This window comes from Myroides sp. LJL119 (assembly GCF_054871605.1).
In genome coordinates, this window is record NZ_JBTXLO010000004.1 from 65,435 (window position 1) to 78,339 (window position 12,905).

Below are 12,905 nucleotides of genomic sequence, written 5' to 3' on the forward strand. Positions count from 1 at the left end.
GAAGAAATCTGCGCGGTGATTTCTAAAAAATGAATTGGACTTAATATATCCAATGTGAGATTGACGATGATAATGGCAACTAAGCCTACGATTTTTTATCTACAAAAAATAAATCGTCACTTCAGAACATTGCTAAGATACTAAATATTATGGGATTAGCCAAATTTTAAATCTAAAACATCTATTCTGTTTTTGAAATTCTGATAAATATAGTATCCTAATATTTCCGAATTCTTAAGATTATAATTCAGAAATTATAAAAAACAATCCTATGAAGTACTAAATTAGAAATAACTCAAAAAATAAAAAAAAAAAGGCGTTTACAATGTAAACGCCTTTTTCTATCTAAAAAATATTATTTTTTATCTTTCGTATCACTTTGATTTGTATTACTCTCTGCCTTCTTTTCTATTTTAGCAGGACGAGGCATTAAAGCTTTACGAGAAACTTTTGCCTTTTTTGTTTTAGGATCGATACCTAAGTATTTCACCTCTAACTCTTGTCCTAGAGTAAGAACATCTGAAACATTTTCAATACGTTTCCAATCCAACTCTGATACATGTAATAAAGTTTCTTTACCAGGAACAAATTCTACCACTGCACCAAAGTCAAGCATTTTTACAACTTTCACTTTGTAAACCTCACCTTCAACTGGTGCAAATGTCGTATTCTGAATTGTTTCTATAGCCTTATCCATTCCTTCTTGACTTGTACCAAGTATTTCGATAATACCCAGATCTCCTTCTTCATTAATCACAATAGTAGTTTGGGTATCGGCCTGTAATGCTTGAATATTTTTCCCTCCTGGTCCAATCACAGCTCCAATAAACTCTTTAGGTATTTCTACTGTTATAATTTTAGGAGCTTTTGGTTTAACCTGCTCATTTGGTTCAGCTATAGTGTCCATTAGAGTTCCTAAAATATGCAGACGTCCATCATGAGCTTGCTTTAAAGCTTGTTCAAGAATATCGTAGGCTAATCCCTCAATTTTGATATCCATTTGGCAAGCCGTAATTCCGTCTTTCGTACCAGTTACCTTAAAGTCCATATCCCCTAAATGATCTTCATCTCCTAAGATGTCAGACAATACTGCCCAACGTCCAGTAGTACTATCAGAGATAAGTCCCATTGCAATTCCCGATACAGGTTTTTCCACTTGAATACCAGCATCCATTAATGCAAGAGTACCTGCACATACGGTAGCCATAGAAGATGAACCATTTGACTCTAAAACATCAGAAACTAAACGTATAGTATAAGGGCAATCAGATGGGATCATATTTTTAAGTGCTCGTTGAGCTAAATTTCCATGTCCTACCTCTCTACGAGAAACACCACGTAATGGCTTTGCCTCTCCAGTTGAGAAAGGAGGGAAATTATAATGTAAATAGAATCTCTCTTCTCCTTGTTCACTTGGTAAATCAATAATGTTAGCTTCTCTAGAAGTACCCAAAGTAACAGTTGCTAAAGCTTGTGTTTCACCTCGAGTAAAAATAGAAGAACCGTGCGCTGATGGAAGATAATCAACCTCACACCAAATAGGTCTAATCTCAGTTGTTTTTCGTCCATCCAAACGAATACCTTGATCAAGAATTAAATTTCGAACTGCTTCTTTTTGAACTTTGTTAAAGTATTTAGTAATCAATTCACCTTTTTCTTCTCTCTCTTCTTCCGAAAATAGAGCTAAAACCTCTTCTTTTACTTCCGCAAATTTCTCGCCACGTTCAGCCTTAGCACTCGCATGAGATGCAATGTCATATAATTTATCATAAGCCGCACTATGTACTGCTGATTCAATATTTGCATCTACTTCTTCCTTGTCATAACTACGGTACTCTAAATTTAAAGCCGCACGTAGTTTCTCTTGAGCCTCAACTTGCACCTTAATTGCCTCATGTGCAAACTTGATAGCTTCAATCATTTCGGATTCAGAAATTTCTTTCATTTCACCCTCAACCATCGCCACAGAATCTTTCGAAGCACCGATCATCATGTCGATATCCGAAACTTCTAATTGCGCTTTAGTAGGGTTAATAATAAGCTGTCCGTCTACACGTCCAACTCTAACCTCTGAAATGTAATTATAAAATGGAATATCTGAAACAGCTAAAGCCGCAGAAGCAGCTAAACCAGCTAATGCATCAGGCATAACATTTTCGTCATAAGACATAAGTTGAATCATTACTTGTGTCTCTGCGTGATAATCATCTGGAAAAAGAGGTCTTAAAACACGATCAACAAGACGCATAGTAAGAATCTCTTGATCACTTGGACGAGCTTCACGTTTAAAAAAGCCTCCTGGAAAACGACCAGCAGCAGAAAATTTTTCTCTGTAATCTACAGTTAAAGGAAGAAAATCAATCCCCGGATTTGCAGTACGAGCAGAAACAGCTGTAGCTAAAAGCATACAGTCACCCATTCTAACTACTACTGAACCATCGGCTTGTTTGGCTAATTTTCCAGTTTCGATCGAGATACTTCTTCCATCTCCTAGATCGATAATTTCTTTAGTTACCTTAGGAATCATAATTAATTAATACTTTAGGGTTTCTGTCTCCTTGTTTTAATCAAGGAGACTTAAAAAATTCTTGTTGTGTTGTGTGTGTGTGTTGTTGTGTGTGTGTAGTTGAATGAAACCCAATGAAAAACCAGTCTTTTTTCTGCTAAAGGCTAAAAAGAAAAAGAGGCGCACAAAGGCACCTCTTCTCTATTGATTATTTTCTAATATTCAATTCCTTAATAATCTCACGATATCTGTTAATTTCAGTTTTCTTTAAGTAGTCAAGAAGTCTTCTTCTTTTACCTACTAAAAGAACTAAAGAACGCTCTGTATTGTAATCTTTACGATTTCTTTTTAAGTGTTCAGTTAAGTGAGAGATTCTGAAAGTAAACAAAGCAATTTGTCCTTCAGCAGAACCTGTGTTAGCTACAGCTCCACCATGCTTAGCGAAGATTTCAGCCTTTTTTTCTTTTGTTAAATACATGCCAATATTGTTTTAATAATTATTATGCAAAAATCGTAGACCATCTACAATTCGCTGCAAAGGTAATTTTTATTTTTCTAATATAAGCATATTCAAAAGCTTTTTTTTTATTTTTTTAAGGCAAACAATATAATAACTACACTTTTTGAAAATATTATACGAAAAGACTAGCTATCTGCGAATTAAGCCTTTCTAGAAACTTCTGATCCTCGGGTGTAAAGGCGTTCAATGTATGTGAATCAATATCAATTTGACCAATATTTATGCCGTTAACAAATAAAGGGACAACTATTTCTGATTTAACAGTAATACTACAAGCAATATAATTATCCTGTGCAGAAACATCTTCTACTAAAAAAGTTTCGTTACTAAGGGCAACTTGTCCGCAAATCCCCTTCCCAAAAGGAATTTCCACATGATCTGTTTCAGCTCCTACATATGGGCCTAAATGTAATGTTTTTGTATGGTGATTAGCCATATAGAATCCTACCCAATTGTAATGCTCTAATTCTGTATGCAACACTTCACATATTCTATGTAAACGCTTCTCTACACTAGCATCGGAATCAGAAATAATCCCAGTGCAACGATCTAATAAATTTTTGTATAACTCTTTCATACAATCAAATAAATTTTTCAAGTGTACTAATGTACAAAAATAACAACCAGAAATAAAAAAAAAGCACTAATGCCAAAACATTAGTGCTTTTTCAAACAACAATATGAAATTTTGTAGCCAAACTCACAAACTACAAAACTATTTTGCAAACAACATATTATACTAAAAACATGTAGGCTAACATTATTAGCAATCTCCACCGCTAATTAATAACTACTTGCTAATATAACAATTTTTGCGATTTAATTTTTTATTCAGTCTAACTTTAAATTTCAGCTAAACTAACAGTTCTAATTAAGGAAGCTATCTCTCACAAATCACAGCCTTACTTTGAATGTCTGCAACAAATGTATACAACTACAAATTCAAAAAATATGATAATTATCAGTTTTTGAATTTTTATCAATTTATTTTTTGAAAACTATTTTATATAAATAGACTCTATAAATCTATCTTTTGAATACTTTAAATTCTTTGTATTTGCTTGGGATGCAGAAAACAAAAAGCGTCAAATACCTATTGGTTAAGATATTTGACGCTTATTCTTAAAATAACTTTTGCGTCCGCGGAGGGGCTCGAACCCCCAACCCTCAGAGCCGAAATCTGATATTCTATCCAGTTGAACTACACGGACAACATGTATTAGTTACTTAAAAGTTTTTTTACTATTGTTGAAATTGTCTTACCATCAGCTTTTCCAGACAACTCTTTAGAAGCTAAAGACATTACTTGCCCCATAGCAGCCATTGAATTAAATTCACCTTGAGTGATGATATCGCTAATTATCTTTTCAACTTGTTCTATACTTAATTGTTCAGGTAAAAAAGCTTCGATAATTTTAGCTTGAGCTAGTTCTGGTTCCTGTAAATCAGCTCTACCTTGTTGCTCGAAAATCGCCGCACTATCTTTTCTTTGTTTTACTAATCTTTGAAGTATTTTTATTTCCTCCTGCTCGGTAAGTTCACCTTGTGCTCCACTTTGAGTTTGCGCTAATAATAACTCTGACTTAACTGCTCTAAGCGACTCTAAAGCTAAGGTATCCTTAGACTTCATTGCACTTTTTATAGCATCCATAATCTTAGATTGTAAACTCATATTTTTTATTTTTTGAATTGCAAATATATAAAAAAGCCTGAAAAAGAAATACTTTTTTCAGGCTTATAGTATTATTTTAAGATTTAATTAATCTACATTATCATGCAAAAAAGAATTATTTGAACGTAATTTATTTTCATTATTACTATCCACACTAAGACTAATTCGACTTGCATCAGTTGATTCTTCTTTTGTCTGTAGGGTTACGCCTGTTCTTTTATAAGCAGGTTCTGATTCCATTTCATCTACTTGGCTATTACTAGCATTAGTATTGAACTTATAATTGAAATCTTTCATCTTTTTACGACGTTCTGCAGTACGGCTTCTTAAACTATACTCCTCTAAAGACATTTCAATAGGATTAACTTCATCTGATTCTATCGAATTCTTACTATTAGTTACTGATTCTTGTTTATCCAACTCAGAACAAGACAAAGGAGTATGTAATGGATCCGACTCTTGTATTGTTAATTTAAAACCAGCAGATGCATCCTCTGTATCCTTAGATACCGGTTTTGCTGAAGCTAACTCTAACTCTTTATCAGTATAATCTTCTAAAGTAAAATAAACTGCCTCTTCCTTTTTAACACTACTAGAAGCTGAATTTATTGACTCTATAATTACTGAATTATCGGATATTGGCTCTTGTGATAAAGGAGCCTGAATAATATCCGGATTATTAGTTACCGAGCTTTGAGTTTCAATGGTCTTTGATATAGGTTCCATAATCGGATCTACTAACTCAGGGGCCACCACCTGAATATCTCTCAATTCACCTGCTCTACTACTATTGCTAACCTGGCCTTTTCCTTCATTATCGCCATTTGTATCTACTTGACTTGTTGGGGTAATAATTTCAAAAAAAGGATCAAGCCCACTTATTGTATTACTTTTACTAACCTCAGTTCCCTTTACTTCTAAAAGATTTTTTTCTGCTTCAAATTCGGAATTTGAATCGTAAAGACTCTGCGAATCCTCTTGGAAGCTATCCTCTGAGTTCTCTATATTACCTTCAAGCTCGAAAAAGCGCATTTGCGATTTATCACTATCTACAATTTCACTATTACCATTATTTGGTAATGGCTGATCTGGAGAAGCCACACCTAATGCACGCGAAGTTGTATCTGGAGATAAATCACGTTGAACTTTTTGATCATTACCATCCAAAGTATGAATTATCTTACCTGGTTCGGCAGAAGTAGCTATTGTTTCTTGCTGCTCAATATTAAACCCAGTTGCAATAATTGTAACAGATATGGACTCCCCTAAACTCTCATCTTCTCCAACTCCCATAATTATATTAGCATTATGGCCAGCTTCGGATTGAATATGATCATTAATCTCACCTATTTCGTCTAACGTTATCTCATTGGTGCCTGAAACTATCAACAATAGAACATTCTTGGCTCCAGTAATTTTATTATCATTTAACAAAGGGGAGTCTAAAGCGCTTACTATAGCATCTTTTGCCCTTGTCTCACCCGTAGCAGTAGAACTACCCATAATTGCGGTCCCACTATCGGACAATACAGTCTTTGCATCCTTTAAATCAATATTTTGAGTATAGTGATGGGTAATTACCTCAGCAATACCTCTTGCAGCTGTAGAAAGTACCTCATCGGCTTTTGAGAAACCAGCTTTAAAACCTAAATTACCATAAACCTCACGTAATTTGTTATTGTTAATCACAACCAATGAATCTACTTGCTTGCGCAAACGTTCCACTCCTTTTAAAGCTTGTTCTTGTCTTACTTTCCCTTCAAATTGAAACGGTATAGTAACAATACCTACTGTTAGAATGTCGCGTTCTTTTGAAAGCTGTGCAATCACTGGTGCAGCACCAGTACCGGTACCCCCACCCATTCCAGCAGTAATAAAAACCATCTTCGTATTTCCATCAAGCATTTTCTCGATATCCTCAATACTTTCAAGGGCAGATTGCTGACCAACCTCTGGATTGGCTCCTGCACCTAATCCTTCGGTAAGATTCATTCCTAACTGAATTTTGTTAGGAACTGTACTGTTTTCTAACGCCTGCGAATCGGTATTACAAACAATAAAATCCACTCCCTTAATACCTTGTTTAAACATGTGGTTGATGGCGTTACTACCGCCTCCACCTACACCGATTACCTTAATCACATTGGATTGATTTTTAGGTAAATCAAACTTTATCCCTCCGAAATCTGTATTCTCCATATACGTATCGTTTTTATTCTTGCTTTTCAATAAATTCTTTAATTCTTCTAACAAATCCTCCCATAAAACTACGCTCAAAGCGGTCAACAGTAGTAGTTACCTCTTTCTCGGAATGCTCATCTAAATGAGTTTCAGTAGTATTTATTGGTTCATCTTTAGTCTGAGCATAATCCTCTTTTTCTTGAGTATTAATGTTACTTTGTTGTTCAACCAAAGAAGTATCATGTCCTTGTAGCTGCTCTTGCAATTTTTCTATTCGCAATGCTTCTTCTTGAGCTCTTTGCTGCTCTTTTTCTTGCTCTATTAGCAATTTCATTGCGTCCAGGGAAATTGCTCCTTGAATTCCTGTACGCTCACTTTCCATAACTAATCCAACAGCAGTTGCATATAACGGACTAGATATCTCAGGGTTTGAATCCCCTGCTAAATGCTCATTTGGATACCCAATACGAGTATCGATTCCTGTTATGTATTCAACTAATTGCTTAATATGCTTTAATTCAGAACCTCCCCCAGTTAAAACAATACCAGCTATTAACTTTTTTTGTGGATTTTCATATCCGTAGCTTTTAATCTCAGAAAAAACAAGTTGAATAATTTCATCTACTCGAGCATAAATTATTTTTGATAAATTCTTTAAAGATATTTCTTTAGGTTCTTTTCCTCTTAACCCAGGAATCATAACAATCTCATTATCTTTATTCTCCCCCGGCCAAGCTGATCCAAATTTAATTTTTAAAATTTCGGCTTGTCTTTCAATAATCGAGCAACCTTCTTTTATATCTTCTGTAATCACATTACCTCCAAAGGGAACAACTGCAGTGTGGCGGATAATTCCATCTTTAAAAATAGCCAAATCAGTCGTACCCCCTCCTATGTCAATTAACGCAACTCCAGCCTCCTTTTCTTCTTGACTAAGTACTGCTTCGGCTGAGGCCAAAGGCTCAAGGGTAATACCTGCCAACTCCAAACCGGCATCTCTAATACATCTACCAGCGTTTTTAATCAAAGCAGCTTGTCCAACAACTACGTGAAAAGTAGCCTCCAAACGACTTCCATACATTCCTATAGGTTCTTTTATTCCTGGTTCCCCGTCAATTTTAAATTCTTGTGGCAATACATGAATAATCTCCTCACCCGGAAGCATATTTAATTTTTGAACTTGATTGATTAACTGTTCAATATCCTTGTCACCAATAACCTCATCGGGATTTGGTCTACTTATATAATCGCTGTGTTGAATACTGCGAATATGCTGTCCTGCTATACCAACTACAACTCTTTTTATTTTACATTCTGCTTCACTCTCGGCTACTGCCACAGCATTTTGTATAGACTGAATTGTCTGAGTAATATTATTAACTACTCCACGCTTCACTCCTAAACTCTTGGCTTTTCCCAAGCCCAAAATCTCTAACTTGCCGTATTCATTCTTTTTTCCAACCATTGCAACAATCTTCGTTGTTCCAATATCTAAACCAACAGCTATATTTTCTTTTTCCATATTTTTTTTACTATTTGGTACACACCACTTGTTGGGTAAACTTAAGGTTAATCGTTTTGTAATTATTTAATGATATATTGTCTTGTAAGCTATATTGAACAAAAGCTTTATAGTTATTTAATTTCTTAGAAATCTCATCCAGTGGACCAAAGAGAATATCAAATTCATTAGCTCTACTATGTAAAACTATACTTTCATCCGGTTTAATATGAATACCAGTGATATCACTACTCAAAAAATCATCTTTATTAATAGCATCTAACATTTGTTTTAATGGCAAATATAAAGAAGGAGCAATCTGTCCACTTATCATAGGTACACGCTTAGAAAAATGACGACTTAAAGGCATTTTATGTCCATATTCATCCATGTAAAAACTATCATTCTGATCAATAAGTCGAGCTATTGCTTGTTTTTGTAAGACCTCGACGATTAGCTTTCCTTCTAGAGTTAAATAAACCTCTGCATTTCGTATCAATTGATTTTGCAGTACCATATCCTCCACTTTATTCAAATCTAGCATAGTTCTATAAACCACGGAAGTATTCAAGAAATTTTTTTCGACATCATTACGTATTTCTTGTGAAGTAACAAAATAACTATCTTTATTTTTGAATATTACCTCAACTTGATCAATTGCCTTTGCATCTGCTCTACTATTGGCAAAAGAATATAATACAAAAGCAATGCCGCATATCAACCATATACGCACATCTACCCATTTTATATTCCTTAGTACCTTTTTCACTGCTTAATAACTATTTTAATTCTTCTTTTATTAAATTAACCATTTCACCAATATCACCAGCTCCAATAGTTAAAATAACTTGTGCATCTGAGTGTTTCAAAAAGTCTATTAATTCATCTTTAGCTACCAAAACCTTATTATCAGATTTAATTAATTTTAGTAACTCACTAGAACTAACCCCGTTTATTGGTAATTCCCTTGCTGGATAAATATCTAATAATGCAACATTATCAAATAAACTCAAAGCCTCAGCGAACTCCTGCATAAAATCTCTTGTACGCGAATACAAATGAGGCTGAAAAACAGCTAATATTTTCTTACCTTCAAACATTTCATGCACAGCTTGACTTACCGCCGCAATCTCCGTTGGATGATGAGCATAATCATCAATATAGATCAAATCATCTCTACGAAGCACATAAGAAAACCTTCTCCTAACACCTTGAAAACTAGCTAATGACTTAACCAAAGCTTTGGAACTAACACCATATTTGTTCGCCATAGCAAAAGCTATTAACGCATTAGATAAATTATGTCTTCCTGGAAGACCAAACCTTACATTCTCTATCAACTCGTTAGGAGTAACAATACAGAACTCATACCAATTATCTTTAACACTGACATCTTTTATCTGATACGTGCACGAATCGTCAAATCCCACCTTGATTCCTTGTAAACTAACTGACTGAGAAACAAATAAATTTTCTTTATCCTCTACCAAATCAGCAAAATTCTCAAAGGCTTGATACATGGTTTGCGCATCGCCAAATATATCTAAATGATCCGCCTCGGTACTTGTTATACAGGCTGTATTAGGATGCAATCTTAAAAAAGATCTATCAAATTCATCTGCCTCAACAACTGTAATTGTTTTACCTCTACCTATTAAATTACTTTGGTAATTTTCAACTACTCCTCCAACAAAAGCAGTAACATCTAAACCTGCTTCATACAGTAAATGTCCTAAAATACTAGTTGTAGTTGTTTTTCCATGCGTACCAGCTACAGCAAAACAATAGGTATCCTTGGTGATGATTCCTAATACTTCTGAGCGTTTTTTTATTGTAAAATTATTCTGCAAAAAGTAAGCCCACTGTTCATGAGATTCCTTAATGGCAGGAGTAACAACCACTAAAGTAGAACTAGGGTCTAAAAAATCCTTTCCAATACTTTGTTGCTCACTTTGATAAACAATCGGAATTCCTTCCTTTTCTAACTCACGGGTTAATTGTGTTTGTGCACGATCATACCCCATGACTTGTTTACCTATATACTTAAAATAACGAGCTAAAGCACTCATACCAATGCCTCCAACACCAATAAAATATACGCTCTTTATTTTATCTATTAACATATCTAATTTATTAACTGAATTATCTTATCTACAATTTGTTTAGTTGCTTGTGGCAAAGCCATAGCTTTAAATTTACTACCAAGCTGATTAAGATAAATCTGATCTTTGCTTAATTTAGAAAAAATTTCCTTAAAGTTTTCTAATTCCCTTTCTTTTATCATAACAGCTGCACCTTGACTCACAATATTCTGTGCATTCTTAGTTTGATGATCCTCGGCAACATTAGGACTTGGTATAAATATCACAGGTTTTCCAACCAAAGCTAATTCCGATACAGTTGACGCTCCGGCTCTGGAGATCACTAAATCCGCACAAGCATAAGCATATTCCATTTGATCTATATACTCACGCACTTGAATCTGATTGGAATTATACTTCTTATAATCCTCATAATACAATTTACCACATTGCCATAAAATTTGCCAATTTTCAGCAATAAAAAAATCAAGTTGCTCCTTTATCAATTCATTTATCCGCCTAGCTCCTAAACTACCCCCTATTACAAGTAAAGTTTGCTTGTGGGGATCTAACTCTAACCGACGTTTGGCTTGTTGCTTATCTGTTATTTTACTAATCAGATCTTCCCTTACTGGGTTACCGGTTTTAATGAGTTTATTTCTATCAAAATATGAGTCTAGGCCATCATAAGCGACAAAAACTAAATCTACCTTTTTACCTAACAATTTATTAGTTAGCCCTGGAAATGAGTTTTGCTCTTGAATAACAGTCTTTATCCCCATCATGTTTGCCATCTTAACAACTGGTCCACTAGCAAACCCCCCTGTACCAATAACCACATCGGGCTTAAAGCTTTTAATTATTTTTCTGGAATTATATAAGCTACTAACAACTTTAAAAGGAAACATTAGATTATCGACTGTCAACTTTCTTTGTAGACCTGATATCCATAAGCCTTTTATAGGATAACCCGCTTGGGGCACTTTCTGCATTTCCATTTTACCTTTAGCTCCTACAAATAAAATATCGGCTTGCGGATAACGAGATTTTATCTCGTTAGCAATAGCCAAAGCTGGGTAAATATGCCCACCTGTTCCACCTCCACTAATAATTACCTTAATTTTACTTGTGTTCATCGAATTGTTGCATTTTTTTTAATTCCTGTTGTTCTATTTCTTGTTTTAACTTCTCTCGTAATAATTCCTGTTTTATCTGTTCAATACGAATATTCTCTAAACGCTGTAATTCTTCTTGCTCTTTTTGTGCGGCTAAAGCCTTGGCCAACTCTTGCTCTTGTATTTCCTTTTCCTTTTTAGTTACACTTAAAATCACCCCTAAACTAAAGCAAGTCATCCAAATCGAAGTACCGCCACTACTTATTAAAGGCAAGGTCTGCCCTGTTGTAGGTAGAAGCGACACGGCCACTCCCATATTAATCATAGCCTGAAAAGTGAAGAAAAAACCTAATCCGATAACTAATAACTTTCCAAATAAGGTTGGAGCCTTATGCGCTGCAACTAAAAAGCGCAAAAACAAGGACAAGTATACAAAAAGAACGAATAATCCCGCCAATAATCCATATTCTTCAACAATTATTGCATAGATAAAATCGGAAGAGGACTGTGGTAAAAAATTCTTTTGCACTCCCTTACCCGGCCCTACACCAAAGACTCCTCCCAAAGCAATAGCCATTTTTGCATTTTCTACTTGATATAAATCTTTCGTACCATCATCATTAGTAAAGCGCTCTATTCGACTAATCCAAGTATCAACCCTATTGCTAAAGCTCCCCGGAAACACTTTTGCTGCTCCTACAAATAATACTACAGCCAAAAAACCCATCCCAATAATTCTAGCCAAATACTTAAGGGGATATTTACCCACAAAGACTAAAATACAGACCATAGTAAAGATTAAAGCTGCTGTAGAAAAGTTTGCGGGGAAAATCAAGCCCACAACCACAAAAACTGGAATCCAAAGCTCTACAAAAGAAGGCCAGAATCCCCCAACATCGTCTTTAACTTTCACTAAATATTGCGCAACATACATCAACAAAATTACTGATGCGGTAGAAGAAGGCTGAAATTGAAATCCTAAAACACTAACCCATCTACTTGCATTTGCCCCTCCAATGGTAGTACCTTTAACTAATGCATAGCAAAGAAAAACTACAACAAATGGTAGACCTATTATGGCAATAGCACGAAAATACTTATAATCCAAACGATGAGCTAGCCATAAAAACACAACCAACCCGATAGATATATGTAAAAAATGTTTAAACAAATAGTAACTTGTTTTTTGTCCAGTTCCTATAGTATAAACAAGGTTTGTACTTGCACTATATACAGGTAAAAAAGAGAATACAGCCAATAAAATAACTAGGCCCCAAATTACTTTGTCTCCACTTAATTGAGCTAATAGATCTTTTACACCCATTGTTA

10 protein-coding genes and 1 tRNA gene are annotated in these 12,905 nt (G+C 34.8%); all 11 read right to left on the reverse strand.

Annotated features, from left to right (window positions below; genetic code table 11):
- Positions 1-355 precede the first annotated feature (355 nt).
- A complete protein-coding gene (locus ACYSNV_RS06655) occupies positions 356-2,527 on the reverse strand; it encodes a polyribonucleotide nucleotidyltransferase (protein ID WP_461761787.1) in 2,172 nt (723 codons plus the stop codon).
- A 187-nt stretch (positions 2,528-2,714) separates the two neighbouring features.
- Positions 2,715-2,984 carry a 30S ribosomal protein S15 gene (rpsO, locus tag ACYSNV_RS06660; RefSeq protein WP_461761788.1) on the reverse strand — a complete coding sequence of 90 codons (270 nt, stop codon included), beginning with the start codon at positions 2,982-2,984 and terminating at the stop codon, positions 2,715-2,717.
- A gap of 154 nt (positions 2,985-3,138) precedes the next feature.
- A complete protein-coding gene (locus ACYSNV_RS06665; protein ID WP_461761789.1) occupies positions 3,139-3,603 on the reverse strand; it encodes a GAF domain-containing protein in 465 nt (154 codons plus the stop codon).
- 560 nt (positions 3,604-4,163) lie between these two features.
- Positions 4,164-4,237, reverse strand: a tRNA-Arg gene (locus ACYSNV_RS06670).
- Between the two features lie 8 nt (positions 4,238-4,245).
- Positions 4,246-4,698: a GatB/YqeY domain-containing protein gene (locus ACYSNV_RS06675; RefSeq protein WP_461761790.1), complete on the reverse strand. Its 453-nt coding sequence runs from the start codon at positions 4,696-4,698 to the stop codon at positions 4,246-4,248.
- Between the two features lie 87 nt (positions 4,699-4,785).
- Positions 4,786-6,897 (reverse strand): cell division protein FtsZ, encoded by a 2,112-nt coding sequence (ftsZ, locus tag ACYSNV_RS06680; RefSeq protein ID WP_461761791.1) that lies wholly within the window; start codon positions 6,895-6,897, stop codon positions 4,786-4,788.
- Between the two features lie 13 nt (positions 6,898-6,910).
- Positions 6,911-8,401 (reverse strand): cell division protein FtsA, encoded by a 1,491-nt coding sequence (gene ftsA, locus ACYSNV_RS06685; RefSeq protein WP_461761792.1) that lies wholly within the window; start codon positions 8,399-8,401, stop codon positions 6,911-6,913.
- A 10-nt stretch (positions 8,402-8,411) separates the two neighbouring features.
- The gene (locus ACYSNV_RS06690; RefSeq protein ID WP_461761793.1) at positions 8,412-9,149 is read right to left on the reverse strand and encodes a cell division protein FtsQ/DivIB; all 738 of its coding nucleotides are present in this window, start codon (positions 9,147-9,149) and stop codon (positions 8,412-8,414) included.
- Between the two features lie 10 nt (positions 9,150-9,159).
- Complete coding sequence (gene murC, locus ACYSNV_RS06695) at positions 9,160-10,503, reverse strand: UDP-N-acetylmuramate--L-alanine ligase (RefSeq protein WP_461761794.1); 1,344 nt, start codon at positions 10,501-10,503, stop codon at positions 9,160-9,162.
- A 2-nt stretch (positions 10,504-10,505) separates the two neighbouring features.
- On the reverse strand, positions 10,506-11,597 hold the full coding sequence (murG, locus tag ACYSNV_RS06700; RefSeq protein ID WP_461761795.1) for an undecaprenyldiphospho-muramoylpentapeptide beta-N-acetylglucosaminyltransferase: 1,092 nt from the start codon (positions 11,595-11,597) through the stop codon (positions 10,506-10,508).
- Positions 11,584-12,900, reverse strand: a complete 1,317-nt coding sequence (locus ACYSNV_RS06705) for an FtsW/RodA/SpoVE family cell cycle protein (protein ID WP_461761796.1) — start codon at positions 12,898-12,900, stop codon at positions 11,584-11,586. Before ACYSNV_RS06705 ends, murG begins: the two co-directional genes overlap by 14 nt.
- Between the last annotated feature and the right edge of the window lie 5 nt (positions 12,901-12,905).

Excerpts from the sequence above, each read along its gene's own strand:
- ACYSNV_RS06655 (WP_461761787.1), bottom strand. The coding sequence starts at position 2,527 with ATGATTCCTAAGGTAACTAAAGAAATTATCGATCTAGGAGATGGAAGA.
- rpsO (WP_461761788.1), bottom strand. The coding sequence starts at position 2,984 with ATGTATTTAACAAAAGAAAAAAAGGCTGAAATCTTCGCTAAGCATGGT.
- ACYSNV_RS06665 (WP_461761789.1), bottom strand. The coding sequence starts at position 3,603 with ATGAAAGAGTTATACAAAAATTTATTAGATCGTTGCACTGGGATTATT.
- ACYSNV_RS06675 (WP_461761790.1), bottom strand. The coding sequence starts at position 4,698 with ATGAGTTTACAATCTAAGATTATGGATGCTATAAAAAGTGCAATGAAG.
- ftsZ (WP_461761791.1), bottom strand. The coding sequence starts at position 6,897 with ATGGAGAATACAGATTTCGGAGGGATAAAGTTTGATTTACCTAAAAAT.
- ftsA (WP_461761792.1), bottom strand. The coding sequence starts at position 8,401 with ATGGAAAAAGAAAATATAGCTGTTGGTTTAGATATTGGAACAACGAAG.
- murC (WP_461761794.1), bottom strand. The coding sequence starts at position 10,503 with ATGTTAATAGATAAAATAAAGAGCGTATATTTTATTGGTGTTGGAGGC.
- murG (WP_461761795.1), bottom strand. The coding sequence starts at position 11,597 with ATGAACACAAGTAAAATTAAGGTAATTATTAGTGGAGGTGGAACAGGT.
- ACYSNV_RS06705 (WP_461761796.1), bottom strand. The coding sequence starts at position 12,900 with ATGGGTGTAAAAGATCTATTAGCTCAATTAAGTGGAGACAAAGTAATT.